The sequence below is a fragment of the Ramlibacter sp. Leaf400 genome (assembly GCF_001424545.1).
GTDB lineage: Bacteria > Pseudomonadota > Gammaproteobacteria > Burkholderiales > Burkholderiaceae_C > Ramlibacter.
Genome location: NZ_LMQL01000013.1, coordinates 47,424 through 72,569, shown reverse-complemented (window position 1 = coordinate 72,569; position 25,146 = coordinate 47,424). Strand labels below are relative to the sequence as shown.

The 25,146-nt window shown below is 70.4% G+C and carries 25 protein-coding genes; 14 read left to right on the top strand and 11 right to left on the bottom strand.

What is annotated here, in order from left to right:
- Window positions 1-7: 7 nt before the first annotated feature.
- The 4 genes from ASG30_RS18875 (at window position 8) to acnA (ending at window position 5,838) form a co-directional block, all read left to right on the top strand.
- Window positions 8-418 (top strand): hypothetical protein, encoded by a 411-nt coding sequence (locus ASG30_RS18875; RefSeq protein WP_055900469.1) that lies wholly within the window; start codon window positions 8-10, stop codon window positions 416-418.
- 73 nt (window positions 419-491) lie between these two features.
- Window positions 492-1,574, top strand: a complete 1,083-nt coding sequence (gene serC / locus ASG30_RS18870) for a 3-phosphoserine/phosphohydroxythreonine transaminase (protein WP_055900466.1) — start codon at window positions 492-494, stop codon at window positions 1,572-1,574.
- Window positions 1,567-2,754: a phosphoglycerate dehydrogenase gene (locus ASG30_RS18865; RefSeq protein WP_055900463.1), complete on the top strand. Its 1,188-nt coding sequence runs from the start codon at window positions 1,567-1,569 to the stop codon at window positions 2,752-2,754. The genes serC and ASG30_RS18865 overlap by 8 nt, the downstream gene beginning before the upstream one ends.
- 216 nt (window positions 2,755-2,970) lie before the next feature.
- Window positions 2,971-5,838 carry an aconitate hydratase gene (gene acnA, locus ASG30_RS18860; RefSeq protein WP_055900460.1) on the top strand — a complete coding sequence of 956 codons (2,868 nt, stop codon included), beginning with the start codon at window positions 2,971-2,973 and terminating at the stop codon, window positions 5,836-5,838.
- Between the two features lie 9 nt (window positions 5,839-5,847).
- On the opposite strand, the gene ASG30_RS18855 is transcribed toward acnA, so the two are convergent.
- Window positions 5,848-6,762, bottom strand: coding sequence for a LysR family transcriptional regulator (locus ASG30_RS18855; protein WP_055900458.1), 915 nt, complete (start codon window positions 6,760-6,762; stop codon window positions 5,848-5,850).
- 130 nt (window positions 6,763-6,892) lie between these two features.
- Between ASG30_RS18855 and ASG30_RS18850 the strand changes: the two genes are divergently transcribed.
- Both ASG30_RS18850 and ASG30_RS18845 read left to right on the top strand, forming a co-directional pair.
- Window positions 6,893-7,897 carry a hypothetical protein gene (locus ASG30_RS18850; protein WP_055900455.1) on the top strand — a complete coding sequence of 335 codons (1,005 nt, stop codon included), beginning with the start codon at window positions 6,893-6,895 and terminating at the stop codon, window positions 7,895-7,897.
- 30 nt (window positions 7,898-7,927) lie between these two features.
- Window positions 7,928-9,100, top strand: coding sequence for an FAD-dependent monooxygenase (locus tag ASG30_RS18845; RefSeq protein ID WP_055900452.1), 1,173 nt, complete (start codon window positions 7,928-7,930; stop codon window positions 9,098-9,100).
- Window positions 9,101-9,104: 4 nt separating this feature from the next.
- Here ASG30_RS18845 and kynA read toward each other — a convergent pair whose 3' ends face one another.
- From kynA to ASG30_RS18825, 4 genes are all read right to left on the bottom strand, one after another.
- Window positions 9,105-9,953: a tryptophan 2,3-dioxygenase gene (kynA, locus tag ASG30_RS18840; RefSeq protein ID WP_200947330.1), complete on the bottom strand. Its 849-nt coding sequence runs from the start codon at window positions 9,951-9,953 to the stop codon at window positions 9,105-9,107.
- Window positions 9,950-11,212: a kynureninase gene (kynU, locus tag ASG30_RS18835; RefSeq protein ID WP_055900446.1), complete on the bottom strand. Its 1,263-nt coding sequence runs from the start codon at window positions 11,210-11,212 to the stop codon at window positions 9,950-9,952. The genes kynA and kynU overlap by 4 nt, the downstream gene beginning before the upstream one ends.
- A complete protein-coding gene (kynB, locus tag ASG30_RS18830; protein ID WP_055900444.1) occupies window positions 11,209-11,835 on the bottom strand; it encodes an arylformamidase in 627 nt (208 codons plus the stop codon). The genes kynU and kynB overlap by 4 nt, the downstream gene beginning before the upstream one ends.
- A 75-nt stretch (window positions 11,836-11,910) precedes the next feature.
- Complete coding sequence (locus tag ASG30_RS18825; RefSeq protein WP_055900441.1) at window positions 11,911-12,231, bottom strand: YkgJ family cysteine cluster protein; 321 nt, start codon at window positions 12,229-12,231, stop codon at window positions 11,911-11,913.
- 77 nt (window positions 12,232-12,308) lie between these two features.
- Between ASG30_RS18825 and ASG30_RS18820 the strand changes: the two genes are divergently transcribed.
- Window positions 12,309-12,671: a hypothetical protein gene (locus tag ASG30_RS18820; protein WP_055900438.1), complete on the top strand. Its 363-nt coding sequence runs from the start codon at window positions 12,309-12,311 to the stop codon at window positions 12,669-12,671.
- Window positions 12,672-12,794: 123 nt separating this feature from the next.
- Here the strand turns inward: ASG30_RS18820 and argF are convergent, their stop codons facing one another.
- Both argF and ASG30_RS18810 read right to left on the bottom strand, forming a co-directional pair.
- A complete protein-coding gene (gene argF, locus ASG30_RS18815; RefSeq protein ID WP_235579842.1) occupies window positions 12,795-13,745 on the bottom strand; it encodes an ornithine carbamoyltransferase in 951 nt (316 codons plus the stop codon).
- An 11-nt stretch (window positions 13,746-13,756) separates the two neighbouring features.
- A complete protein-coding gene (locus ASG30_RS18810; RefSeq protein WP_055900432.1) occupies window positions 13,757-14,950 on the bottom strand; it encodes an aspartate aminotransferase family protein in 1,194 nt (397 codons plus the stop codon).
- Window positions 14,951-15,178: 228 nt separating this feature from the next.
- On the opposite strand from ASG30_RS18810, the gene ASG30_RS18805 reads away from it, so the two are divergent.
- On the top strand, window positions 15,179-15,523 hold the full coding sequence (locus tag ASG30_RS18805; RefSeq protein WP_055900429.1) for a DUF3579 domain-containing protein: 345 nt from the start codon (window positions 15,179-15,181) through the stop codon (window positions 15,521-15,523).
- Between the two features lie 134 nt (window positions 15,524-15,657).
- Here the strand turns inward: ASG30_RS18805 and rpsT are convergent, their stop codons facing one another.
- Window positions 15,658-15,966 carry a 30S ribosomal protein S20 gene (rpsT, locus tag ASG30_RS18800; RefSeq protein ID WP_055900426.1) on the bottom strand — a complete coding sequence of 103 codons (309 nt, stop codon included), beginning with the start codon at window positions 15,964-15,966 and terminating at the stop codon, window positions 15,658-15,660.
- A gap of 98 nt (window positions 15,967-16,064) precedes the next feature.
- On the opposite strand from rpsT, the gene murJ reads away from it, so the two are divergent.
- Together murJ and ASG30_RS18790 are read left to right on the top strand one after the other, a co-directional pair.
- Entirely contained in the window at window positions 16,065-17,630 is a 1,566-nt protein-coding gene (gene murJ / locus ASG30_RS18795; RefSeq protein WP_055900423.1) for a murein biosynthesis integral membrane protein MurJ, read from the top strand.
- Between the two features lie 60 nt (window positions 17,631-17,690).
- Complete coding sequence (locus ASG30_RS18790; RefSeq protein WP_055900420.1) at window positions 17,691-18,548, top strand: SirB1 family protein; 858 nt, start codon at window positions 17,691-17,693, stop codon at window positions 18,546-18,548.
- Between the two features lie 46 nt (window positions 18,549-18,594).
- Here the strand turns inward: ASG30_RS18790 and ASG30_RS18785 are convergent, their stop codons facing one another.
- From ASG30_RS18785 to purM, 3 genes are all read right to left on the bottom strand, one after another.
- Complete coding sequence (locus tag ASG30_RS18785) at window positions 18,595-19,077, bottom strand: pilin (protein ID WP_055900417.1); 483 nt, start codon at window positions 19,075-19,077, stop codon at window positions 18,595-18,597.
- 172 nt (window positions 19,078-19,249) lie between these two features.
- Window positions 19,250-19,924, bottom strand: coding sequence for a GNAT family N-acetyltransferase (locus tag ASG30_RS18780; RefSeq protein ID WP_055900415.1), 675 nt, complete (start codon window positions 19,922-19,924; stop codon window positions 19,250-19,252).
- 11 nt (window positions 19,925-19,935) lie between these two features.
- Window positions 19,936-20,982 (bottom strand): phosphoribosylformylglycinamidine cyclo-ligase, encoded by a 1,047-nt coding sequence (gene purM, locus ASG30_RS18775; RefSeq protein ID WP_055900412.1) that lies wholly within the window; start codon window positions 20,980-20,982, stop codon window positions 19,936-19,938.
- Between the two features lie 95 nt (window positions 20,983-21,077).
- Here purM and ASG30_RS18770 point away from each other — a divergent pair, with 95 nt between their 5' ends.
- From ASG30_RS18770 to pcnB, 4 genes are read left to right on the top strand one after another with little or no spacing between them, the layout of a single operon-like run.
- On the top strand, window positions 21,078-22,148 hold the full coding sequence (locus ASG30_RS18770; protein WP_055900409.1) for an AI-2E family transporter: 1,071 nt from the start codon (window positions 21,078-21,080) through the stop codon (window positions 22,146-22,148).
- Window positions 22,148-22,822 carry a DnaA regulatory inactivator Hda gene (gene hda / locus ASG30_RS18765; protein ID WP_055900406.1) on the top strand — a complete coding sequence of 225 codons (675 nt, stop codon included), beginning with the start codon at window positions 22,148-22,150 and terminating at the stop codon, window positions 22,820-22,822. The genes ASG30_RS18770 and hda overlap by 1 nt, the downstream gene beginning before the upstream one ends.
- The gene (locus ASG30_RS18760) at window positions 22,819-23,505 is read left to right on the top strand and encodes an HAD family hydrolase (protein ID WP_055900402.1); all 687 of its coding nucleotides are present in this window, start codon (window positions 22,819-22,821) and stop codon (window positions 23,503-23,505) included. The genes hda and ASG30_RS18760 overlap by 4 nt, the downstream gene beginning before the upstream one ends.
- Window positions 23,502-25,136: a polynucleotide adenylyltransferase PcnB gene (pcnB, locus tag ASG30_RS18755; protein WP_055900399.1), complete on the top strand. Its 1,635-nt coding sequence runs from the start codon at window positions 23,502-23,504 to the stop codon at window positions 25,134-25,136. The genes ASG30_RS18760 and pcnB overlap by 4 nt, the downstream gene beginning before the upstream one ends.
- Window positions 25,137-25,146: the final 10 nt, after the last annotated feature.

Sequence of the window (25,146 nt, the reverse complement as noted above, 5' to 3'; positions counted from 1 at the left end):
GCCTGCCATGACGACCTTCGCTTCTTCCCCCCGTTTCCTGCGCGCCGTGCTCTGGGCCGACGCGGCCTCCTGCCTGGCCACGGGCACGCTGCAGCTGGCCGCGCTCGATGCGCTGTCGCGCCTGTTCGGCCTGCCGCAGGGGCTGCTGCTGGACACCGGCGTGTTCCTGGTCGCCTATGCGCTGCTGGCGGCCTGGACCGCGACGCGCGAAGTGCCGCCGCGCAAGTGGGTGGCGCTGTTCGCCATCGGCAACGTCGCCTGGGCGATCGGCTGCGCCATCGCCGTCTTCACGCTGCAGCCCGCCACGCCGGGCATCGCCTGGATCGCCGTGCAGGCCGCCGCGGTGCTGGTGCTGGCCGACCTGCAGTGGATGGGTTTGCGGCGCGGCGCCGTGGGCGCCCGCGCGGCATTGGGCTGACGCCGGCAGGGCCCGGGGGCCTTCTTGTATGCTGTCCCACTCCCTTTTTTGCTACAGCTCCGAGAAAGCCTCCATGACCCGCGTCTTCAACTTCAGCCCCGGTCCCGCCACCCTGCCCGAAGCCGTCCTGCGCCAGGCCGCCGACGAGATGCTCGACTGGCACGGCAGCGGGATGTCGGTGATGGAGATGAGCCACCGCGGCAAGGAGTTCGTCGGCATCCACGCCGAAGCCGAGGCCACGCTGCGCGAGCTGATGGCCATCCCGACCAACTACAAGGTGCTGTTCATGCAGGGCGGCGCGATCGGCGAGAACGCCATCGTGCCGCTCAACCTGATCGGCCGCGGCGGCAGCGCCGACTACGTGGTCACCGGCGACTGGTCCAAGAAGTCCGTCAAGGAAGCCAGGAACTTCGGCAAGGTCAACATCGCCGCCACCGGCGAGGCCAGCCACTTCACCGCCATCCCCAGGCAGTCCGAGTGGAAGCTCGACCCCAAGGCCGCCTACGTCCACATCTGCTCCAACGAGACCATCGGCGGCGTCGAATACCACTGGACGCCCGACACCGGCAGCGTGCCGCTGGTGGCCGACATGTCCTCCAACATCCTTTCGCGGCCGATCGACGTCAGCCGCTACGGCCTGATCTACGCCGGCGCGCAGAAGAACATGGGGCCCTCGGGCGTCACCGTGGTCATCGTGCGCGACGACCTGCTCGGCCACGCCCTGCCCACCACGCCTTCGGCCTTCAACTACCAGCTGCAGGCCGAGAATGACTCCATGTACAACACGCCGCCCACCTACGCGATCTACATCGCCGGGCTGGTCTACAAGCACGTGAAGGCGCATGGCGGCCTGGCCGCGATGGAGGAGCACAACCGGTCCAAGGCCCGCATCCTGTACGACTACCTGGACGCCAGCAGCTTCTACCGCAACCCGGTGGCCAAGGAAGACCGCTCGCTGATGAACGTGCCCTTCAAGCTCAAGGACGATGCGCTGGACGAGGCCTTCCTCAAGGGCGCGCAGGCGCGCGGCATGATCCAGCTCAAGGGCCACCGCTCGGTGGGCGGCATGCGGGCGTCGATCTACAACGCCATGTCGGTCGAAGGCGTGAAGGCGCTGGTCGCCTACATGCAGGAATTCGAGAAGCAGCATGGCTAGCGCGCGCGGGCCGTTCCGGGTCCTGGTGCTCAATTCGGTCTCCGAGCTGGGCCTGCAGCGGCTGCCGGCCGGACGCTACGAGGTGGGCAAGGCCGTCACCGAGCCCGACGCCGTGCTGGTGCGCTCGGCCGACATGCACGGCATGGAGATCCCGGCCAGCGTGCAGGCGATCGCCCGCGCCGGCGCCGGCACCAACAACATTCCGGTCAAGGCGATGAGCCACCGCGGCGTGCCGGTGTTCAACGCGCCCGGCGCCAACGCCAACGCGGTCAAGGAACTGGTGCTCGCCGGCATGCTGATGGCCGCGCGCAACCTCTCGGGCGCGCTGCGCTTCGTCGACACGCTGGAAGCCTCGGCGCCCGACCTGGACGAGCAGGTGGAGAACGGCAAGAAGGCCTTCGCCGGCTTCGAGCTGGCCGGCCAGACGCTGGGCGTGATCGGCCTGGGCAAGGTCGGCTGCCTGGTGGCGCATGCCGCCATCCAGCTGGGGATGAACGTGCTCGGGCACGACCCGGAGATCACGGTCGACGCCGCCTGGAGCCTGCCCTCGCAGGTGCGCAAGGCGGCCAGCGTGGCCGAGGTGCTCAGGGGCGCGCAGTTCGTCTCCCTGCACGTGCCGCTGGTGGACGCCACGCGCCACCTGGTGAACGCCGACAACCTGCGGCTGATGAAGCCCGGCGCGGTGCTGCTCAATTTCTCGCGCGACGGCGTGGTCGATGCGGCCGCGGTGCTGCGGGCGCTGGACTCGGGGCCGCTGGGCCGCTACGTCTGCGACTTCCCGCACGGCACCATCCTGCGCCATCCCAAGGTGGTGGCGCTGCCGCACCTGGGCGCGTCCACCCGCGAGGCGGAGGACAACTGCGCGGTGATGGTGGCCGACCAGCTGCGCGACTACCTGGAACACGGCAACGTCGCCAACGCGGTCAACTTCCCCGCGGTGACCATGGCGCGCGAATCGAACTACCGGGTGGGCATCGCCAACGCCAACGTGCCGAACATGGTGGGCCAGATCTCCACCGCCATGGCGCAGGCAGGCCTGAACATCCACAACATGGTCAACAAGTCGCGCGGCGAGATGGCCTACACGCTGGTGGACGTGGACAGCCCGGTGGGCGAGGACGTGCTCTCGGCCATCCGCGCGATCGACGGCGTGCTCGCCGTGCGCTACCTGCCCGCCTGAGCGCACGGCCTCCACATTCGTCATCCCCGCGAAGGCGGGGATCCAGTGCTTGCGGCAGTCCGCGAAAGCGGACGCACTGAATTGCCGCCTCCGCGGGAATGACGGCAGGGGCGACGGCAACCCTGCCGCCCCCATGCTGCCGCGGCCGGCGGCACAATGCTTGCCCCGAGCAGGCCCTGCTCCACTCCCAAGAACTCATCACGGCAGGAGGACTCGATGCCCCACGCGTATGCCCACACCCTGAAGAGCTTCAAGTTCGGCCGCAAGACCGGCAGCTTCTACTCGCTGCCCGCGCTCGCGGAAGAGTTCCCCAAGGTCCGGCGCCTGCCGGTCTCCATGCGCATCGTGCTGGAGTCGGTGCTGCGCAACTGCGATGGCCTCAAGGTCACGGCCGAGCACGTGCGCGAGGTCGCCAACTGGTCGGCCACCGGGCCGCGCACCGAGGAGATCCCCTTCGTGGTGGCGCGGGTGGTGCTGCAGGACTTCACCGGCGTGCCCCTGCTGGCCGACCTGGCCGCGATGCGCAGCACTGCGGCGCGGCTGGGCCGCGACCCCAGCAGCATCGAGCCCCTGGTGCCCGTGGACCTGGTGGTGGACCACTCGGTCATGGTCGACCACTACGGCACCAAGGACGCGCTCGACCTCAACATGAAGCTGGAATTCCAGCGCAACCGCGAGCGCTACGAATTCATGAAGTGGGGCATGCAGGCCTTCAAGACCTTCGGCGTGGTGCCGCCGGGCTTCGGCATCGTCCACCAGGTCAACCTGGAGTACCTGGCGCGCGGCGTGCACAGCACCCCGCAGGGCGTGTACTACCCCGACTCGCTGGTGGGCACCGACAGCCACACCACCATGATCAACGGCGTGGGCGTTGTCGGCTGGGGCGTGGGCGGCATCGAGGCCGAGGCCGCCATGCTGGGCCAGCCGGTCTACATGCTCACGCCCGACGTGGTGGGCTTCGAGTTCACCGGCCGCATGCGCGAGGGCTGCACCGCCACCGACCTGGTGCTGCACGTCACCGAGCTGCTGCGCAAGCACAAGGTGGTGGGCAAGTTCGTCGAGTTCTTCGGCGAGGGCACCCGCACGCTGGCCGTGCCGGACCGCGCCACCATCGGCAACATGGCGCCCGAGTACGGCGCCACCATGGGCTTCTTCCCGGTGGACGAGAAGACCATCGAGTACTACCGCGGCACCGGCCGGACCAAGGACGAGATCGACGCGCTGGAAGCCTACTTCCGCGCCCAGGGCCTGTTCGGCATCCCGCTGGCGGGCGAGGTGGACTATTCGCAGGTGGTGAAGCTGGACCTGGGCGAGGTCACGCCCAGCCTGTCCGGGCCCAAGCGGCCGCAGGACCGCATCGAGCTGGGCAACGTATCGAGGCAGTTCACCACCCTGTTCAGCAAGTCGGCCACCGAGAACGGCTTCAACAAGCAGGCCGAGACGCTGCAGTCGCGCCACCTGCTGCACGCCGGCGGCGAGGTGCCCGACCCCAGGGTGCCGTCCAACCCGCCGCTGAAGCCGGCGGCGCTCGTGTCCGAGACCGAGATGGAATACAACAAGCCGACGCTGGCGTCGGCTCAGTCCGAGGCGCCGTCCGCGCCGGCCACGCCGCAGCAGATCACCATCGGCAACGGCGACATCCTGATCGCCGCCATCACCAGCTGCACCAACACCTCCAACCCCGGCGTGCTGCTGGCCGCCGGCCTGCTGGCCAAGAAGGCGGTGGAGGCGGGGCTGAAGGTGCAGCCGCACATCAAGACCTCGCTGGCGCCCGGCTCGCGCATCGTCACCGAGTACCTCACCAAGTCCGGGCTGCTGCCCTACCTGGAGCAGCTGGGCTTCAACGTCGCCGGCTACGGCTGCACCACCTGCATCGGCAACTCCGGCGACCTGGCGCCCGAGATCAACGAGGCGATCAGCAAGAGCGACCTGGTGTGCTGCGCCGTGCTCTCGGGCAACCGCAACTTCGAGGCGCGCATCCACCCCAACATCAAGGCCAACTTCCTGGCCAGCCCGCCGCTGGTGGTGGCGTACGCCATCGCCGGCACCGTGCTCACCGACCTGATGACCCAGCCGGTCGGCAAGGGCCATGGCGGCAAGGACGTGTGGCTGGGCGACATCTGGCCGTCGAGCGACGAGATCCACCGCCTGATGAAGCACGCCATGGACGGCGACGCCTACCGGCGCAACTACGAGAAGGTCAAGGCCGAGCCCGGCGAGCTGTGGAAGGGCATCCGCGGCGTCTCCGGCGAGACCTATGCCTGGCCGACCAGCACCTACATCGCCGAGCCGCCGCTGTTCACCACCTTCGATCCGCAGCCGCCGGCCAACGACCCGAAGCAGGACGTCGCGGTGCGCAACGCGCGGATCATGGCGCTGTTCGGCGACTCGATCACCACCGACCACATCTCGCCCGCCGGCTCCATCAAGGAGAGCTCGCCGGCCGGCAAGTGGCTGCTCGCGCACGGCGTGATGAAGCCGGACTTCAACAGCTACGGCGCGCGCCGCGGCAACCACGACGTGATGATGCGCGGCACCTTCGCCAACGTGCGCATCAAGAACCTGATGATCCCCGCGCTGGCGGACGGCTCGCGCGAGGAGGGCGGGCTCACGCTCCACCGCGACGCGCAGGGGCGCGCGGAGAAGATGTTCATCTTCGACGCCGCCATGAAGTACATGGACGAGGGCCGCCCGACGGTGATCTTCGCCGGCGAGGAGTACGGCACCGGCTCCTCGCGCGACTGGGCCGCCAAGGGCACGCAGCTGCTGGGCATCAAGGCCGTGGTGGCGCGCAGCTTCGAGCGCATCCACCGCAGCAACCTGGTGGGCATGGGCGTGCTGCCGCTGCAGTTCAAGGGCGCCGACAGCTGGCAGACGCTGGGGCTGGACGGCTCGGAGCTGGTCGACGTGATCCCCGACCCGACGCTGCGGCCGCAGAGCGACGCCAAGGTGGTGGTGCGCCGCACCGATGGCCGCACGCAGGAGGTCACCGTCACGCTGCGCATCGACACCGCCATCGAGGTGCAGTACTACCGGCACGGCGGCATCCTGCCGTTCGTGCTGCGGCAGCTCCTGGCCGCCTGAGCGCGCGCGCTAACGGGCGGCGGCCCGGGCCTTGGCGGCCTGGGCCAGGAACTTCATCGCGTACGCCGCCACCGGCGAGGGCGTGCGGCCTTCCAGGCTGACGATGCCCAGCGGCCAGTGCTGCCGCGGCAGGTCGGCCGGCACGACCTCGTGGATCTGCTTGCGGCGCAGGGGCTCGGCCAGCAGGTCCGCGTTGCCGATGACCACGGTGTCGCTGTCCAGCGCGATGCGCTGCAGCAGGTGGATGTCCGCGCATTCGACTGCCATCGGCAGCTTGCCGTCGGGCGCCACGCCCATCGCCTTGAACAGGCGGGCTGCCGTCTCGCGCGGCAAGGGGGTGCCCGCCAGGCCGAAGGGCAGCAGGTCGGCCGCGGGCAGGTTGCGGCGGCCGAGCAGCGGATGGCCCTGGCGCACGTACGCGCCCACCGGCACGCGGCCGATGCGCTCGATGCGGAACACGCCGTCGGCCGGCACGTCGGCCGTGTCGGCCACGAAGAAGTCCTGCTCCTCGCTGCGCACGGCGGCCATCAGGTGCTGCGGGCCGCCGACGTTCACGCAGACGGCCACGTCGGGATAACGCCGCCTCAGGTCGGCCAGCAGCGCCGGCACCAGCAGCGCCGCGGCGAAGGGCCCGCAGCCGAAGCCGAAGGTGCCGACCGCATGCTCGCGGTAGAGCGAGACGTCGCGTTCCAGGTTGCGGGTCTGCTGCAGCAGGCGGCGCGCCCGCTCGACCACGAAGGCGCCGGCGGGCGTGGCCTTGGCCTCCAGCGGCCCGCGGTCGAACAGCTTGAGGCCGAGCTCCGCCTCGGCGGCCTGGATGCTGCGGCTGAAGGCCGGCTGGCTCAGGTGCACCTTCTCCGCCGCGCGGCGAAAGCTGCCTTCGTCCGCCAGGACGACGAGGTGGTGGAGCCTTCGGATGTTCATGGATGCAGCGGGCGCATCGCCTTCGAGCGGTTAATGCATTGGACCCAATTTCTTCAAACTTGAATAATCAGCTCGTAAACTTCTGTTGCCCGCCCCTGGCGGGCTTTTGTTTGCCTTCCTGGACCCCCGCTTGACCCGCGACGACACCACCGACGAGGACTTCGCCTCCACCCTGGCCCTGGACCTGGGGGACGAGGACATGGTCTACCTGGCGGGCCCCGAGCCCGTCACGCGCATCGTGCGGGTGGCGCCGGCCCAGGTGCAGGGTTCGGCGATGGACGGGCTGTTCGCCGCACGCCGCCGCGTCCACGGGTCGGCCGGCGTGCCGGGCCTGAGCGGCGCGGTCCTGCACGTGGGCGGCTGGTTCGTGCTCTGGCAGGAGGGGCCGCAGGCCGCGGTGCAGGCGGCCCTGCAGCCTTCGCAGCGGCGGCAGCGTTACGGAACGCCCCGGCTCATCCACCGCAGCGTGGGGCCTCGCACACTGGCCGAGCCGCTCGCCCTGAGCATCACCCAGTGGCCGGAGAAGCCGGAGCGCTTCGCCGAGCGCATCGAGGCCATCGCCGCCGCGGCGCCCCAGCTGCAGCCGCAGCAGGTGTGGCGCGCGTTCAGCGAGCCGTGCACGCTGGCCGGCGCGCGGCCGCTGCTGATCCCGCAGCGCGTGGCGGTGCTGGCGTCGGACGGCCAGCGCTCCATCGAGGTCGCCCGCCGGCTCGCCGACCGGTTCGACCATCCCCTGGTGTACCGCCGCTTCGCCGGCGCGCGACCCGGCTCGAGAGACGTGGGCGCGGCCTACCTGGACCTGCCGCTTCCGGCGGCGCTGCTGCGCGTGCTGGCCGTCTCGCGGCGGGCGTTCGCGCACCCGCTGGTGCACGAGTCGCTGCGCCACGCGGGCCGCCTCACCCTGCTGGTGGGCACCCAGGAGACGCGCGCCATGGAACTGGCGGTGGGCGTGGCCGCCTTCCTGGGCCGTGCGGACCTGCGCCCGGCCATCGAGCTGGTGGCCGAGTCGCCCGACGTGGGCTCCTTCGTGGCGGGGTTCCTGCGCAATCGAACGGGTCTGGCCGTCTCCGAGGTCGAGGGCCGCCCGGGCGACGCCCAGCTGCTCGCGCTGCTCATGGGATCGCGCGCGGCCTGAAGTCGCGCACGCGCGGCACAATGCGCCGCGATGGCACACGACATCCTGGTGGCGGGCGGCGGCATCGCGGGGCTGGCCGCCGCGGTCGGCGCGCGCGCGGCGGGCTGGGAGGTGCGCGTGTTCGAGAAGGCCGCGGCCTTCACCGAGGCCGGTGCCGGCCTGCAGCTGGGACCCAATGCGACCCGCATCCTGCGCGAGTGGCGCCTGCTGGACCGCGCGGTGCTGCGGCCCTACGAGCCGCCGCGGCTGTCGGTGCGAGATGCGGTCGATGGCCGTGAGCTGGGCACCTTGCGCCTGGGCACCGCCGCTCGCGAGCGCTACGGGGCGCCCTACCTGACCCTGCACCGCGCCGACCTGCACGCGGCGCTGGTGGACGCCGCGGCCGAGGCCGGCGCCCACCTGCATGCCGGCGTCGCGATCGCCCGCGCGCGCGTCGACGGCGACCTGGCGCAGGCCGACCTCGACGGCGGCACCAGGGTCGAGGCCGACGCCCTGGCCGTGGCCGACGGCGTGTGGAGCGCGCTGCGCGGCCAACTGGTCGGCGACGGGCCGGCCCCCGCCAGCGGGCACGTGGCCTACCGCGCGATGCTGCCGATGGCCCAGGTGCCCGCCTCGCTGCGGCTGCCCGACGTGCAGGCCTGGCTGGGCCCGCGCATGCACCTGGTGCGCTACCCGGTGCGGGACGGCGAGGCGCTGAACATCGTCGCCTTCATCGAAGGCCGGGCCGAGGCTGGATGGGACCAGGCCGCGGGTGCCGACGCCTTGCGCTCCGTGGCGCGCGCATCCTGCGGCGAGTTGCAGGCGCTGGTGGAGGCGGTGCCGCACTGGCGCCTGTGGCCGGTGCACGACCGGCCGCCGCTGCGCAGCGAGGACGCGATGGCGCGCGGCCGCGCCGCCCTGCTCGGAGACGCGGCCCATCCGATGCGGCCCTACCTCGCGCAGGGCGCCGGCATGGCGCTGGAGGATGCCTTCGCGCTGCAGAAGGTGCTGGCCGCCTGCGACGGCCGCGTGCTCGACGTGGCGACCTGCCTGCGCCGCTACGCGCTGGACCGCTGGCAGCGCTGCGCCCGGGTGCAGGCGCGCTCGCGCCGCAACGGCTGGATCTTCCATGCGGATGGCGCACTGCGCTGGGCGCGCAACCTCTCGATGCGGGCCGCCGGCGAGCGGCTGCTGGACCTGCCGTGGCTGTACGGCGGGCGATGATGGCTCAGAGGTCCGTCCGCAGGCGCCAGATCTCCGGGAACAGCACCACGTCGAGCATCTTGCGCAGGTAGGACACGCCGCCGGTGCCGCCGGTGCCGCGCTTGAAGCCGATCACCCGTTCCACCGTGGTCACGTGGCGGAAACGCCAGAGGCGGAAAGCGTCCTCCAGGTCGGTGAGCTCCTCGCCCAGCTGGTACAGGTCCCACCAGCGACCGGTGTCGCGGTAGACCTGCAGCCAGGCCTGCTCCACCTGCGTGCTCTCCACGTAGGGCTGGGTCCAGTCGCGCTCGACGTACTCCGCCGGCACCGGCAGGCCGCGGCGGGCCAGCAGGCGCAGCGACTCGTCGTACAGCGACGGCGACTCGTACGCCGTGCGCACCCGGGCCAGCAGGTCGGGCCGGTGCTCGTGCGGCTTGAGCATGGCGGCGTTCTTGTTGCCCAGCGCGAACTCGATGCAGCGGTACTGCGCGCTCTGGAAACCGCTGGAGTTGGCCAGGTAGGGGCGGATCGCGCTGTACTCCGGCGGCGTCATGGTGGCCAGCACGTCCCAGGCGTGGACCAGCTGCTCCATGATGCGCGACACCCGCGCCAGCATCTTGAACGCGCTGCCCAGCTCGTCGCGCGCCACGCAGGCGATGGCGGCGTTCAGCTCGTGCAGCATCAGCTTCATCCACAGCTCGCTGGTCTGGTGCTGGATGATGAACAGCAGCTCGTTGTGGTCGGGTGAGCGCGGCTGCTGGGCGCTGAGGATCTTGTCCAGCTGCAGGTAGTCGCCGTAGCTCATCGAGCGGCTGAAATCCAGCTGCGCGCCCTCGGCGTGCACGATGTCTTCGGGCTTGGTGGGTTCGCTCATGTCACCGCCTGTGCGCGATTGAATTCCGGCCGGCGCCATTCGCCCGACTCCAGCACCTGGCGCAGGTGCTCGACCGCCTTCCACACGTCCTCGTACTCCAGGTACAGCGGCGTGAAGCCGAAGCGCAGGATGTCCGGCGCGCGGAAGTCGCCGATCACGCCGCGCGCGATCAGGGCCTGCACGATGGCGTAGGCGCCTTCCGCCCGGGCCAGGCACACCTGCGAGCCGCGCTGGGGGTGTTCACGCGGCGTGACGAGCGAAAGGCCCTGGCCTTCGCAGCGCTGTTCCACCAGCGTGATGAAGAGGTCGGTGAGCGCCAGCGACTTGGCCCGCAGCGCGGCCATGCCGCCCAGCGGGCGCGCCGCCTCCAGCGTGTCGAGCCCGCAGTCGAGCGCCACCATGCTCAGCACCGGCTGGGTGCCGCACAGGTAGCGTGCGATGCCGGGCGCGGGCCGGTATTCGGGCGTGAACTCGAAGGGCGCCGCGTGGCCCCACCAGCCGGCCAGCGGTTGCCAGAAGCGATCGGCGTGGCGCGGGTGGACCCACGCGAAGGCGGGCGCGCCGGGGCCGCCGTTGAGGTACTTGTAGCCGCAGCCGATCGCGAAGTCGGCGTCGGCCGCTCGCAGGTCGACAGGCACCGCGCCCGCGCTGTGCGCCAGGTCCCAGACGGCCAGCGTGCCGTGCCGGTGGGCGAGGGCGGTGAGGGCCGCCATGTCGTGCATGGCGCCGGTGCGGTAGTTCACGTGGGTGAGCATCAGCACCGCGACTTCGCCGGACCGCAGCTCGGCTTCGAGCTGCCCCGCCTCCACCAGCCGCAGCGACCAGCCGCGCTCCTCGCACAGCGCCTGCGCGATGTAGAGGTCGGTGGGGAAGTTGCTGCGCTCGCTGAGCACCACCTTGCGGCCGGGCGCGTCGGTGGACGCGATGCGGGCGGCGGCGCTCAGCACCTTGAACAGGTTGATGGAGGTGGTGTCGGTGGCGACCACTTCGCCTTCCTGCGCACCGATCCAGGTGGCGATGCGATCGCCGATGCGGCGCGGCATCTCGAACCAGCCGGCGGTGTTCCACGAGCGGATCAGGCCCTGGCCCCATTCCTGTTCCACGGCAGCCGCCACGCGCGCCGCGGCCGACTTGGGCATGGCGCCCAGCGAATTGCCATCCAGGTAGATCACGCCTTCGGGCAGCACGAAGAGGTCGCGCAGCTTGCGCAGGGGATCGCGCGCATCCAGCGCGCGGCAGTCTTGCAGGGTGGTCGTCATGGGCGTCGCAGGACCGCGCGCACCGGGGACGCGTCGGCCGTCATCAGTTTCAGGGGCAGGGCGATCAGCTCGTAATCGCCTTCGGGGACGTCGTCGAGCACCAGGTTCTCCAGCACGCGCAGGTCGCGGCGGCGGATCACCTGGTGGCTGGCCAGCGCCTTGCTGTCGGCCGGGTCGATGCTGGCGGTGTCGATACCGACCAGCCGCACGCCGGCGTCGGCGAGCCGCTCGATGGTCTCGGGCGCGAAGGCCGCGAGGTCGGGGTCGAAGCGGTCCAGCGGCACGCGCTGGTAGGTGCGCACCAGCACGCGCGGTGGCAGGTCGCCGACCGCGTGCGCCAGGTCTTGCCACTCGACCAGCGGGCGCTTGCCGATCGCGTGGATCACGCGGCAGCGGCCGAGGTAGGGCTCGAGGTCCAGGTGGCCCACCGAAGTCCCCGCCGGGTCGTAGTGCAGCGGCGCATCGGCGTGGGCGCCGATGTGCGGCGACAGGGTGAGGCTGCTCACGTTGACCGGGCAGCCGGGCGCGATCTGCGCGGCCCATTCCTGGCGGTAGGCGGTGTCGCCGGGGAACACGGGGGAACGCGCGTCGACCGGGGGAGAGATGTCCCAGAGGCGTTGCATGCGGCGGAGTGTGGACCGCCCGAAAACCGCGTGGTGTCGGTTAATGCCAACAGGCGGCGGATTTTGCGGAGGGGGTCAGAAGCCCTGCAGCGGCCGCAGGTTGTGGCGCGCGCGGGCCCGGGTGCAGGCGTCGCTGCCGGCTTCGAGTTCGCGGCAGGGATTGGGCCGCCATTCGTAGATGCCGCAAGCGGCTTTCTCGCCGACCTTGCCCGTCAGCGCGGCGCAGCGCGTGGGCAGGTGGTCGGTGCCGCGCATGCGCCAGGTGCTGCCGGTGACCTCGACCGCCAGCCCGGCGGGGACGGTGCCGCCCATCTCATCCAGTTCGTGGAGGGAAAAGTCGACGCGGAAGGCGGCGCAGCAGGCGCCGCAGCCGAGGCACGGGTGGGGCTCGGACATGCTGTCAACGCCGCGCGCGGCCGGGCCGTTGCGGCTGTGCTGTATGGAAATACAGCCTATCTTCAAAGGGAGGCATCATGGAACTTCAGACTGCGCGCAAGATTATCGGGACCTTGGCCCGGGGCATCCATCCGCTCACCGGCGAGGTGATGGCGGAGGACAGCCCGTATAGCGAATCCACCGTCGTCGATGCGTTGAACGTCGCGGCGCAAGCGCTCGAGGGCCGCGCCGGCAAGCCTCGTCGCGCCAAGGCGAATCCGCCGCCGAACACCGGCAAGGCGTGGAGTGGGGACGACGAGGAGCAGCTGCGCCTGGGCTTCCAGGCGGGGACGCCCACGAAGGACCTGGCCGCGGCGCTGGGGAGGACGCGGTGGGCGATCGAGTCGAGGCTGGTGAAGATGGGGTTGTTGACGTTGGGGGCGGTGCCTGCGGCGCAGTGAGGCCGCTGGGGGCGGTGGGGGGTCGCTGGCAGGGTCCAGGGACTCTCGTGCCGCGATTTCCCCCGCCGTGCCAGGCACCGCCTGCCGCGCGGGCGCACTGCCCAAGCGGCAACATGAGAAACCTCAGCTAGACACGCGCCCCAACAACAAATACTCCATCAGCGCCTTCTGCACATGCATCCGGTTCTCCGCCTCGTCCCACACCACCGACTGCGGCCCGTCGATCACCTCGGCGGCGACCTCCTCGCCGCGGTGCGCAGGCAGGCAGTGCATGAACAGGGCGTCCGGCCTGGCGGCCTTCATCATGTCCTCGTCCACGCACCAGTCGGCGAAGGCCTTGCGGCGCTCCTCGTTCTCGGACTCGTAGCCCATGCTGGTCCACACGTCGGTGGTGACCAGGTCGGCGCCGCGGCAGGCGTCCATCGGGTCCTTGAACACCTTGTAGCTCTCGCGGCTGCGCACGCCGGCGACGGCCTGGTCGACCTCGTAGCCGCTGGGCGTGGACAGGTGGACGGTGAAGCCCAGCAGGTCGGCCGCCTGCAGCCAGGTGTTGGCCATGTTGTTGCCGTCGCCCACCCACGCCACCGTCTTGCCCGCCAGGCGTGCCGGGTCCGGCATGCCCTCCGCATTCAGGCCCCGGTGCTCCAGGAAGGTGAAGATGTCCGCCAGGATCTGGCAGGGGTGGAACTCGTTGGTCAGGCCGTTGATGACCGGCACGCGCGAGTGCTCGGCGAAGCGCTCGATCTTGTCCTGCCCGAAGGTGCGGATCATCACCAGGTCCACCATGCGGCTGATCACCTTGGCGCTGTCCTCGATCGGCTCGGCCCGCCCGAGCTGGCTGTCGCCCGTGGTCAGGTGCACGACGCTCCCGCCCAGCTGGTACATGCCGGCCTCGAAGCTCACGCGCGTGCGCGTGGACGCCTTCTCGAAGATCATGGCCAGCGTCCGGTCGGCCAGCGGGTGGTACTTCTCGTAGGCCTTGAACTTGCGCTTGATGATCGCCGCGCGCTCGAACAGCCAGGCGTAGTCATCGGCCGTCAGGTCGCTGAACTGCAGGTAGTGCTGGAGCGGCATGGTCGGTATGGTCATTCCGCGAGGAACGCCTTGACCAGCGGCGCCAGGATGCCGACGCACTCGTCCGCATCGGCGCGGGTGAAGATCAGCGGCGGCAGCAGGCGCACCACCGTGTCGGCCGTCACGCTGATGAGCAGGCCCGCCTCGGCGGCACGGTTGACCAGCGCGCCGCAGGGCTTGTCCAGCTCCATGCCGAGCATCAGGCCCTGGCCGCGGATTTCCTTGAAGCCCTTCAGGCTGCCAAGTTCGCTGGTCAGCGCGGCGCGGAGGTAGTCGCCCACGGAGGCCGCGTTCTCCAGCAGGCCGTCCTCTTCCATGATGCGGATGGTCTCGACGCCGGCGCGCATCGCGAGCGGGTTGCCGCCGAAGGTCGTGCCGTGGTTGCCCGGCTGGAAGATGTTGGCGGCCTTGGGGCCGGCGACCACCGCGCCCACCGGCACGCCCGAGCCCAGGCCCTTGGCCAGCGGCATCACGTCCGGCACGATGCCGGCCCACTGGTGCGCGAACCACTTGCCGGTGCGGCCCATGCCGCACTGCACCTCGTCGATCATCAGCAGCCAGCCGCGCTGGTCGCACAGCTGGCGCACCTGCTTGAGGTAGTCCACGCGCATCGGGTTGATGCCGCCTTCGCCCTGGATGGTCTCGAAGAACACGGCCACCACGGCGGGGTTGCCCTCGGTCGCGGCCTTGAGCGCGTCGATGTCGTTGAGCGGCACGCGGATGAAGCCTTCGACCAGCGGGCCGAAGCCCTTCTGCACCTTCTCGTTGCCGGTGGCCGACAGGGTGGCGATGCTGCGGCCGTGGAAGGCTTTCTCGTAGACCACGATCTGCGGCCGCTCGATGCCCTTGTCATGGCCGAACTTGCGCGCCAGCTTGATCGCCGCTTCGTTGGCCTCCAGCCCGGTGCAGCAGAAGAACGCGTTCGTCAGGCCCGACAGCTCGGTCAGCTTGGCCGCGAGCCGCTCCTGGTTGGGCACGTGGTAGTAGTTGCTGCTGTGGATGATCTTGGCCAGCTGGTCCTGCAGGGCCGGGACGAGCTTGGGGTGGTTGTGGCCCAGCGTGTTCACGGCGATACCGGCCAGCGCGTCCAGGTAGGCCTTGCCGTTGACGTCCCAGACTCGCGAGCCCTGCCCATGCGACAACGCGATCGGCACGCGGCCGTAGGTGTTCATCGTGTGGGGCGAAGCCGCCTCGATCAGGGACATGAAGACTCTCCAGAAATGAAAATCGGCTCAACGCGTGAGCCGTTGAGGCCCGATTTTAGGCACAGGGGCCGGGCGCGCCGGTTGCCGATTCCGCATCACAGCCATGCACGGCGCCGCCCCGTGCCAGGGCCTTGGAACCCAGGCTTCAAGTCTTATATAAGATAGAATACTTGTGCGTTGCAGCAAGGGCGATCCCCGGCTGCGCGCACCCTTGCCGCCACTCTCCGAATGGTCTCTCCCCGCGCCAAAGAAGTCTTCATCCAGGGCATCACCCGGGACGGCCGCACCTTCCGGCCCAGCGACTGGGCCGAACGCCTGGCCGGGGTGATGAGCGCGTTCCGCCCCGGCGGCGCGACGCCCGGCAGCCACCTGAGCTATTCGCCGTGGTGCGTGCCGCGCGTGATGGAAGGCGTCAAGACCATCGTGGTCCACAGCGACCTGCGGGCGCACGATCCGATGGCCTGGGACTTCGTCATGAACTTCGCGCGGGACAACGACCTGAAGGTCGAGGAGCGGGAGATCGGGACGGGGACTGAAGGCGCAAGCTCTGGATTCCCGCCTCCGCGGGAATGACGGAGCGCGGTTTTTCCCGCACCAGCCCACAATGCAAAAAAGCCGTCTTTCGACGGCTTTTTGCTTTGCTGGCAGCGCACCCGGTTCAAACGGCGGGCTTCGCTGCGAAGCCCGGGCGGGTCACCTGATGAAGCTCAGGCGGCGGCTTGGGGGGCAGCCAGGGCCTTGACCTTGGCGGACAGGCGGCTCTTGTCGCGAGCAGCCTTGTTCTTGTGGAAGATGCCCTTGTCGGCGACGATGTCGACGATGCTCTGGGCCTTGGCGAAGAGGTCGGTGGCCTTGGCCTTGTCGCCGGCGGCGACGGCCTTCTCCACGTTCTTCACCGCGGTGCGGTACTTGGAGCGCAGCGAGGTGTTCGCGGCGTTGAGTTTGACGTCCTGGCGGGCGCGCTTGCGGCCCGACGCCAGGCGCGGGTTCTTCTTCTTGGGTTTGGCTGATGCCATGGTGTGATTCCTTCGGTGTCTGAGGATGTTGCCAGCAAAGCCCTCCATTGTAAGCTAAGTGCCCACTTGCCTCCAACCCGGCAGCTACACTCGAGCCGGTGAGCCTGTTCAAAGCCGCCTCCACCGTTTCGCTGCTGACCCTGGCCTCACGCGTGACAGGCCTCCTGCGCGACCTGCTGATGGCCGCGTTCTTCGGCGCCAGCGCCGTGACCGACGCCTTCAACGTCGCCTTCCGCATCCCCAACCTGTTCCGCCGGCTCTTCGCCGAGGGCGCGTTCAGCCAGGCCTTCGTGCCCTCGCTGGCGCACACCAAGGCGCAGCAGGGCGAGGAGGCGACCCGCCACCTGATCGACGCGGTGGCGACCGTGCTGGCGTGGGTGCTGCTGGCCAGCTGTGTGATCGGCGTGACCGCCGCGCCGGTGCTGGTCTGGGCCCTGGCCAGCGGCCTGGGCAAGGACCCGCATGCCTTCGAGGCCGCCGTGCTGATGACCCGCTGGATGTTCCCCTACATCGGCTTCATGTCGCTGGTGGCGCTGTCGGCGGGCATCCTCAACACCTGGAGGCGGTTCGCGGTGCCGGCCGCCACGCCGGTGCTGCTGAACATCGCCATGATCCTGGCGGCCTGGCTAGGCGCGCCTTACCTGCGCGACCGCGGCATCGAGCCGATCTACGCCATGGCCGGCGGCGTGATGCTGGGCGGGCTGCTGCAGCTGGGCGTGCAGGTGCCGGCGCTGGCGCGGCTCGGTTTGCTGCCGCGCATCGGCATCAGCGTCTCGCGCATCCGAGCGGCCTGGCAAGACCCCGGCATGCGCCACGTGCTCTCCCTCATGGGGCCTGCCCTGCTCGGGGTGAGCGTGGCCCAGATCTCGCTGCTCATCAACACGCAGATCGCCTCGCACCTGGCGTCCGGCAGCGTGACCTGGCTGTTCTATGCCGACCGCCTGATGGAATTCCCCACCGCGCTGCTCGGCGTGGCGCTGGGCGTGGTGCTGATGCCGCAACTGGCCGCCGCGCGTGGCGCCGGCGACGACGAGCGGTTTTCCGCGATGCTCGATTGGGGCCTGCGGCTGGTGCTGCTGCTGGCGGCGCCGGCTTCGGCGGCGCTGATGGTGTTCGCGCAGCCGCTGGTGGCCACGCTGTTCCACTACGGCGCGTTCCGCGACGCCGACGTGCTGCAGGTCGCGCTGGCGCTGGCCGGCTACGGCGTCGGGCTCCTGGGCCTGGTCGGCATCAAGGTGCTGGCGCCGGGCTTCTACGCCAGCCAGGACATGCGCACGCCGGTGCGCATCGCGATCGTCGTGCTGGTGCTCACCCAGCTGATGAACCTGGCGCTGGTGCCGCTGTTCAAGCACGCGGGGCTGGCCCTGTCGATCGGGCTGGGCGCGCTGCTCAACGCGGGCTGGCTGCTGGTCGGGCTGCGCCGCCGCGGCAGCTGGCGCCCGGCGCCGGGCTGGGGCCGCTTCCTGCTGCAGGTGATCGCGGCGACGGCGCTGCTCGCGGTGTTCCTGATGTGGGCCGGCTCGCAGTTCGCGTGGACCGAGATGCGTGCGCAGGCGTCGCTGCGCGTCGCGCTGCTCGCGGGCCTGCTCGCGGCCGCCGCGGGCATCTATTTCGGCGCGCTCTGGGCCGCCGGCGTCCAGCTAAGGCAGTTTGTCACGCGCTGAAGTGCAGCGCCGGGCCTCGCCTTGACGCTGGGGGGCCCGTCCATTACAACGGATGACACCATGGCGCTGAATTTCGAAGTCCCGACCCCGCTGGAGTACTTCCGTTCGCTGGTCCAGGACGACGACCATTTCCCCCTGCTGGAAACCGCCGCCAGCATCGCCCAGGACGAATACCCCGACCTCGACGTGCAGCAGGTGCTGGGCGACGTCGACCAGCTGCTCGCCCGCCTGAAGCGCCGCCTGCCGGCCGACGCCGCGCCGCTGCAGCGGCTGCGCGCGCTCAACCAGTTCTTCTTTCGCGACCTCTCGTTCGGCGGCAACGTCAACGACTACTGCGATCCGGACAACAGCTACCTCAACGTGGTGCTGCGCACGCGCCGCGGCATCCAGATCTCGCTGGCCGTGCTGTGGATCGAGCTGGCCCAGGGCCTGGGCCTGCACGCGCGCGGCGTGTGCTTCCCGGGCCACTTCATGGTCAAGGTCAACCTGCCCAAGGGCCAGGTGGTGATCGACCCGTTCACCGGCCAGTCGCTCTCGCGCGAGGAACTGTCCGAGCGCCTGGAGCCGTACAAGCGCCGCAGCGGCCTGGTGGACGACTTCGAGGTGCCGCTGGGCCTGTACCTGCAGGCCGCGCCGCCGCGCGACATCATCGCGCGCATGCTGCGCAACCTGAAGGAGATCCACCGCGCGCAGGAAGACTGGCAGCGGCTGATCGCCGTGCAGGACCGCCTGCTGGTGCTGCTGCCCGACGCCTGGGCCGAGTACCGCGACCGCGGCCTGGCGCACGCCGAACAGGGCCATGCGGCGCTCGCCGTGCTGGACCTGGAAACCTACCTCATCCACGCCCAGGATTCGCTGGACATCGACGCCATCGCGGACCGCGTGGCCGACCTGCGCCGCGCGCGAAACAGCGGCTAGCCGGGCGTTCCGCCGGGGCGGCGGCGCGCAATCTTCAAAGAGCGGATCAACCCCGGCAGGATCCGGGAAGAAGCGCCTTGTCCACCGTGGTGGCCGGCGTGAGGGACGGGCTGCCACACACCCACCTGAAGACCCGCTTGCCGCGGTCCGTGGTGGCCATGGGCGTCGTGGCGTCCACGAAAGGCACCCAGGTCAGGACCTTGTTGTCCGCGCGAAGGGGGTCGATGCCGGTCCCGACGGTGACGCTGATCGCGCCGGCGCCGTTGACGCCGATGGCCGCGACATAGCGGGACACGGCGGTCGACGATTCGCAGCCCCACCCCCCGGCGCCGGGGAGGACATCCCCCGTCATGAACACCTCGGTCACCGCGGTCCGGCAGCCGGAAGCGGCCAGCACGACTTCGGCCATCTTGCTTCGCCGGGCGTAGTCCTGGTACGAGGGCAGGGCCACCGCGGCCAGGATGCCGATGATCGCGACCACGACCATCAACTCGACCAGGGTGAAGCCTCGGTGGTACGTGCGGTTCATAGGCCCCTTCAGCAGTGGCTGGAGGGGCCATGCTGACGAGCGGCCGGGCCGGCGCCGACGACAAGAGTCACGAAGCTTCGTAGGGGTGTTCACCTACCCGAAGCCGCCGCCAGGGAGGAGGAGCCGCGACCTGTCCGGTTATCGGACCGGCGAAAAGCCCGCCGCTGGAGCGTCAGGCCGTCCGGGCCACCACCCGCACGCCGCAGGTGCGGTGCGGCGCGAAGCCGAGTTGCCTGTAAAGGTGCACCGCCCCCGAGTTGCTGCTCATCACGTGCAGGAACGGCGTCTCGCCGCGCCGCAGCTGGGTGGCCACCATGCGCTGCACCAGCCGGCGCGCCAGCCCTCGGCCCTGGAAGTCGGGGTGCGTGCAGATGGCGCTGACTTCGCGGAAGTCGCCGGCGCGCATGCGCTCGCCGGCCATGGCGACCAGCCGACCCTGCTCGAAGCAGCCCAGGTAGGCGCCCAGTTCCAGGTTGCGCGGCCCGAAAGGGCCGGGGCGGGTCAGGGTGGCCAGTTCCACCATCGCCGGCACGTGCCCGGCGCCGAGCGTGACGGCCTCCAGCGGCTCCTCCGGCAGCGCGCCGCCGCTCCACACCATCAGCTCCATGGTCGCTTCGAGTTCCACCCGCCAGCCGGCCGGCGGCTCGCCGCGCCAGTCGGGCGCGTAGAAGCGCTCGCCCGGTTCGCAGAAGGGCGCCAGTTCCTCCAGCCGGGGCCGCTGCGGATCGGCGAAAGCCAGCAGCGGCGGCAGGCCGGCCGAATAGCGCCGGACGTGGTCGGTGCCGACCGTGAGTTCGCGCTGCGTGCCCGCCAGCGCCTGCCAGAAGACGTTATCGAGCACCGCCATCGCGGCCGCGCTTACGCGATGACGACTGGCGCCCCGGCGCCGCGCTCGGCGATCACGCCGATCTCGTGAACCGATTCACCCTGCGCGCGCAGTGTCGCCGCGACCGCCTGCGCCTGCTGCGCACCCACCACGACCACCATGCCGATGCCGTTGTTGAAGGTGCGGTTCATCTCCTGGTCGGCGATGCCGGCGGTCTGCTGCAGCCAGGCGAACAGCTCGGTGCGGGGCCAACTGCCCGCCTTCAGGTGGGCGGCCGTGCCCTCGGGCAGCACGCGCGGGATGTTCTCCAGCAGGCCGCCGCCGGTGATGTGGGCCAGCGCCTTGATGCCGCCGCCCGCGGCCGGGTGCTGAGCCAGCGCGGCCAGCACCGGCTTGACGTACAGCCGCGTGGGGGCCATCACGGCTTCGCGGAACGGCTGGCCGTCCAGCGTGGCCGGCAGGGAGGCGCCCGCGCGCTCCAGGCATTTGCGCACCAGCGAGAAGCCGTTGGAGTGCACGCCGCTGGAGGCCAGCCCCAGCACCACGTCGCCCGGGGCCACCTCGCGGCCGGTGAGGATGGCGGATTTCTCCACCGCGCCGACGGCGAAACCGGCCAGGTCGTACTCGCCCGGCGGGTACATGCCGGGCATCTCGGCGGTCTCGCCGCCGATCAGCGCGCAGCCCGACAGCTCGCAGCCGCGGGCGATGCCGCCCACCACGCGGGCGGCGGTGTCCACATCGAGCTTGCCGCAGGCGAAGTAGTCCAGGAAGAACAGCGGCTCGGCGCCCTGCACCAGCACGTCGTTGACGCTCATGGCCACCAGGTCGATGCCCACGGTGTCGTGCATGCCCCACTCGAAGGTCAGCTTCAGCTTGGTGCCGACGCCGTCGGTGCCGCTCACCAGCACCGGCTCGCGGTAGCGCTTGGGCACCTCGAACAGCGCGCCGAAACCGCCGATGCCCGCCAGCACGCCTTCGCGCATCGTTTTCTTGGCCAGCGGCTTGATGCGCTCGACCAGCGCGTCGCCGGCATCGATGTCGACGCCGGCGTCTTTGTAGGAAAGGGGGGTCTGGCTCATGGGAGGAGGGCGGGAGGCTCGAGGGCGCCCGATAGAATTTGCAGGATTTTACCGGCGGCCCCTTCCTCCCCCACCGCCGCGCACGCCCCACCTCCATGCAATTCACCCCCACGCAGAAGCGAGCCGCCATCTGGGCGACCATCGCTTTGCTGGCATTGCTCGCCCTGCGGGCGCTCGGCCCGGTGCTCACCCCCTTCGTGGTGGGCGCCGTGCTGGCCTACGCGCTCACGCCCCTGGTGGACCGCCTGGACGAGGCCGGGCGCGGCCGCGTCCCGCGGGTGTTCTCGGTGGTGCTGGTGGAGCTGCTCTTCGTGCTGGTGCTGTTCTCCCTGTTCCTGCTGGTGGTGCCCATCCTGGTCAAGGAGATCCCGCTGATGCGCGAGCAGGTGCCGGTGCTGTTCCGCTGGCTGGACGAGAAGGTGCGGCCCTGGCTGGCGCAGTTCGGCATCAACGTCGCGCTGGACCTGGAAAGCCTCAAGTCCCAGGTGCTGCGCTACCTGAACACCAACTACGAGGACGCGGTGCTGCGCGTGCTGTCCTCGCTCAAGATCGGCGGCAGCGTGGTGTTCACGCTGCTGTTCAACGTGGTGCTGATCCCGGTGGCGCTGTTCTACCTGCTGCTGGACTGGGACCGCTTCGTGCACCGGGTGCTGGAGCTGGTGCCCCCGCGCATGCGGCCCGCGGTGGACTCCTTCACCCAGGAATCGGACCAGGTGCTGGGCCAGTACCTGCGCGGCCAGCTGCTGGTGATGATGACGATGGCCATCTTCTATTCCACCGGCCTGGGCCTGTTCGGGCTCGACCTGGCGCTGCCGATCGGCCTGTTCACCGGGCTGGCGATGTTCGTGCCCTACCTGGGCTTCGGCATCGGCCTGGTGATGGCGCTGCTGGCGGGGCTGCTGCAGTTCGCTTCGGCCAAGGCGCTGTTGATGGTGGCGGTGGTCTACGGCGCGGGGCAGGTGATCGAAGGCTTCTACATCACGCCGCGTTTCGTCGGCGAGCGAATCGGCCTGCACCCGCTGGCGGTGATCTTCGCGCTGCTGGCTTTCGCGCAGCTTTTCGGTTTCCTCGGCGTGCTGGTGGCGCTGCCCGCCAGCGCGGTGCTGCTGGTGGCGATCCGCCGCGTGCGCAACGGCTACATGGGCAGCCGGCTGTACCAGGGATGATGAAGCAGCTCCCCCTTCCCATCGGGTTGGCGCGCGCGCCGACCCTGGCCGCCTTCTTCGCCGGCCCCAACGAGCCGGCGCTCGCGCACCTGAAGCTGTGGGTGGGCAGCCCGACCCGCTCGCCCGTGCCCACCTACCTGTGGGGGCCGGCCGCCAGCGGCAAGACCCACCTGCTCAAGGCCGTGCGCGAGGCGCTGCGCGAGCAGGGCGCCACGGCCGGCTGGCTGGACGCCACGATGCTGGAGCCGCCGCCCTACGACGAGCGCTGGGCCGTGGTGCTGCTGGACGACGTTCACCTGTACACCGCGGTGCAGCAGCACGCTGCCTTCAGCTGGTTCGTCAGCGCCCAGTCCCTGCAGCGTGGCGTGCTGTCCGCCGGGCTGCTGCCACCGGTCCACCTGCAGCTGCGCGAGGACCTGCGCACGCGCCTGGGCTGGGGCCACGTGTACCAGCTGCAGCAGCTGTCCGAGCCGGAGCGCCGCTCGGTGCTGCGCCAGGCCGCGGACGAGCGCGGCGTGTTCCTGGGCGACGAGGTGATGGACTTCATGCTCACCCGCTTCTCGCGCGACCTGGGCAGCCTGATGCAGCTGCTCGAGCAGCTGGACGCCTACGCCCTGCAGACCCAGCGCGCCATCACCATCCCGCTCATCAAGTCCATGCTGGAGAACGAGTGACCCCCAAAACCAAGGTCGCGCTTTTCGACCTGGACCACACCCTGCTGCCGATCGATTCCGACTACAGCTGGGGCGTGTTCACCCAGGAGATCGGCTGGACCGACCCGGTGGACTTCCAGCGCCGCAACGACGAGTTCTACGAGCACTACAAGGCCGGCACGCTGGACGTGCACGCCTACGTGCGCTTCGCCACCGAGGCGATCCGCCTCAAGGGCCGCGAAGCCTCGCTGCAGGCCCGCGAGCGCTTCATGCGCGACGTGATCGGCCCCGCGCTGCGCCCCGAGGCGCTGGAGCTGGTGCGCGGCCACCAGCGGGCCGGCGACATCGTCGCCATCGTCACCGCCACCAACGAGTTCGTCACCGAGCCGATCGCGCGCGCCTTCGGCGTCGAGGCGCTCATCGCCGTGAAGCTGGCCCGCGACGGCGAGGGCTGGATCACCGGCGAGATCGACGGCGAACCCTCGCTGCGCGCGGGCAAGGTCACGCGCGTGGCCCAGTGGCTGGCCGCGCGGGGCCTGGACTGGGCCGGGGTGGAAACCACCTTCTATTCCGATTCGCCCAACGACCTTCCGCTGCTCGAGCACTGCGACCACCCCGTGGCCACCAATGCCGACGACACCCTGCGCCGCGTGGCCTTGCAGCGCGGCTGGCGCATACTGGACCTGTTCGCTTCCCACCCATGATCAAGAAATTCATCGACCGCCTGCTGGGCGCCGGCAGCGCGGGCCGCAAGCCGCGATTCGGCAAGCGCCAGGAGATCGGCCCGCAGGAACACGCCATCGACCCCACCCTGGTGGACGAGCGTGCCCTCAACGTGGTGCACACGCTCAAGGAGGCCGGCTTCCAGGCCTACATCGTGGGCGGCGCGGTGCGCGACCTGCTGCTGGGGCTGCGGCCCAAGGACTTCGACGTGGCGACCGACGCCACGCCGGAGCAGGTCAAGGGCCTGTTCCGCCGCGCCTTCATCATCGGCCGGCGCTTTCGCATCGTGCACGTGGTGTACGGGCGCGGGCGCGAGCACGAGGTGATCGAGGTCTCGACCTTCCGCGCCTACATGGACAACGCCGCGGCCGAGGCCGTGGCCGGCAACGAGAGGACCAGCAAGAGCGAGCTGGCCGGCATGAAGCACGCGGTGGACGCCAGCGGCCGGGTGCTGCGCGACAACGTCTGGGGCCCGCAGGAGGAAGACGCCACGCGGCGCGACTTCACCATCAATGCGATGTACTACGACCCGGAGACGCGCACCCTGGTCGACTACCACGGCGGCATGAAGGACGCGCGCAAGCTCACCCTGCGCATGATCGGCGACCCGGCCACGCGCTACCGCGAGGACCCGGTGCGCATCGTCCGCGCGGTGCGCTTCGTCGCCAAGCTCAGCCCGCTGGGCTTCAAGCTGGAGGCCAAGACCGGCTCGGCGCTCAAGCCCGCACTGTCGCTGCTGTCGGACGTGCCGCAGAGCCGCCTGTTCGACGAGATGCTCAAGCTGCTGCAGACCGGCCACTCGGTCGCCACCATCGAGCAGCTCAAGTCGCTGGGCCTGGCCACCGGCATCTACCCGCTGCTGGACCTGGTGGTCGAGCGCAGCGACCAGCCCTTCGTGCGCGCGGCGCTGCAGGACACCGACCGGCGCGTGGCCGAGGACAAGCCGGTCGCGCCCAGCTTCCTGCTGGCGTGCGTGCTGTGGTCGGACGTGCGCGAAGGCTGGGCGCAGCGGCTGGCGCGCAAGGAGCACCCGTTCCCGGCGCTGCAAAGCGCGATCGACGACGTGTTCGACTCGCGCATCGGCGACGTGTCCGGCCGCGGCAAGCTCGGCGCCGACATGCGCGAGATCTGGATGATGCAGCCGCGCTTCGAGAAGCGCATGGGCAACACGCCCTTCAGCCTGGTGGAGCAGCCGCGCTTTCGTGCCGGCTTCGACTTCATGCGCCTGCGCGCCGATGCCGGCGAGGTCGACGTGGTGCTGGCCGACTGGTGGCAGGAGTTCAGCCTGGCCAGCGACGCGGTGCGCGAAGACCTGGTCGTGCAGGTGCGAGAGGAGCAGCAGAAGGGCGCGCGCCGCGTGCGCGTGGTCAAGCCGCAGGAGAAGGCGTCGCCGGCCGAGCGTCCGGCCGCCGGCGCGCCGCTGCCGCCCGCGAATGCCGCGGCATCGGAGCCGTCCGAGTCCTCCGGATCCTCCGAGTCGTCTTCGGCCCAGGACGGCGGGACGTCGGACGCCCCCAAGAAGCGCCGACGCCGCCGTCGCAAGCCCACGGGCGGCGGCGGCCATGCGCCGGCCGGGGAAGCCGGCCCGCACCCTTCGGGCGGACCGGACTGAGCCCACGGCG

Coding starts and splice junctions, on each gene's coding strand:
- ASG30_RS18780 (WP_055900415.1), bottom strand. CDS start 19,924: ATGGCGGTGCTCGATAACGTCTTCTGGCAGGCGCTGGCGGGCACGCAG.
- ASG30_RS18820 (WP_055900438.1), top strand. CDS start 12,309: ATGGAACTTCAGACTGCGCGCAAGATTATCGGGACCTTGGCCCGGGGC.
- hda (WP_055900406.1), top strand. CDS start 22,148: ATGAAGCAGCTCCCCCTTCCCATCGGGTTGGCGCGCGCGCCGACCCTG.
- ASG30_RS18810 (WP_055900432.1), bottom strand. CDS start 14,950: ATGTCCCTGATCGAGGCGGCTTCGCCCCACACGATGAACACCTACGGC.
- kynA (WP_200947330.1), bottom strand. CDS start 9,953: ATGAGCGAACCCACCAAGCCCGAAGACATCGTGCACGCCGAGGGCGCG.
- ASG30_RS18805 (WP_055900429.1), top strand. CDS start 15,179: ATGGTCTCTCCCCGCGCCAAAGAAGTCTTCATCCAGGGCATCACCCGG.
- ASG30_RS18845 (WP_055900452.1), top strand. CDS start 7,928: ATGGCACACGACATCCTGGTGGCGGGCGGCGGCATCGCGGGGCTGGCC.
- ASG30_RS18855 (WP_055900458.1), bottom strand. CDS start 6,762: ATGAACATCCGAAGGCTCCACCACCTCGTCGTCCTGGCGGACGAAGGC.
- ASG30_RS18865 (WP_055900463.1), top strand. CDS start 1,567: ATGGCTAGCGCGCGCGGGCCGTTCCGGGTCCTGGTGCTCAATTCGGTC.
- ASG30_RS18785 (WP_055900417.1), bottom strand. CDS start 19,077: ATGAACCGCACGTACCACCGAGGCTTCACCCTGGTCGAGTTGATGGTC.
- ASG30_RS18790 (WP_055900420.1), top strand. CDS start 17,691: ATGGCGCTGAATTTCGAAGTCCCGACCCCGCTGGAGTACTTCCGTTCG.
- ASG30_RS18770 (WP_055900409.1), top strand. CDS start 21,078: ATGCAATTCACCCCCACGCAGAAGCGAGCCGCCATCTGGGCGACCATC.
- kynB (WP_055900444.1), bottom strand. CDS start 11,835: ATGCAACGCCTCTGGGACATCTCTCCCCCGGTCGACGCGCGTTCCCCC.
- serC (WP_055900466.1), top strand. CDS start 492: ATGACCCGCGTCTTCAACTTCAGCCCCGGTCCCGCCACCCTGCCCGAA.
- rpsT (WP_055900426.1), bottom strand. CDS start 15,966: ATGGCATCAGCCAAACCCAAGAAGAAGAACCCGCGCCTGGCGTCGGGC.
- pcnB (WP_055900399.1), top strand. CDS start 23,502: ATGATCAAGAAATTCATCGACCGCCTGCTGGGCGCCGGCAGCGCGGGC.
- purM (WP_055900412.1), bottom strand. CDS start 20,982: ATGAGCCAGACCCCCCTTTCCTACAAAGACGCCGGCGTCGACATCGAT.
- acnA (WP_055900460.1), top strand. CDS start 2,971: ATGCCCCACGCGTATGCCCACACCCTGAAGAGCTTCAAGTTCGGCCGC.
- argF (WP_235579842.1), bottom strand. CDS start 13,745: ATGCCGCTCCAGCACTACCTGCAGTTCAGCGACCTGACGGCCGATGAC.
- kynU (WP_055900446.1), bottom strand. CDS start 11,212: ATGACGACCACCCTGCAAGACTGCCGCGCGCTGGATGCGCGCGATCCC.
- ASG30_RS18875 (WP_055900469.1), top strand. CDS start 8: ATGACGACCTTCGCTTCTTCCCCCCGTTTCCTGCGCGCCGTGCTCTGG.
- ASG30_RS18825 (WP_055900441.1), bottom strand. CDS start 12,231: ATGTCCGAGCCCCACCCGTGCCTCGGCTGCGGCGCCTGCTGCGCCGCC.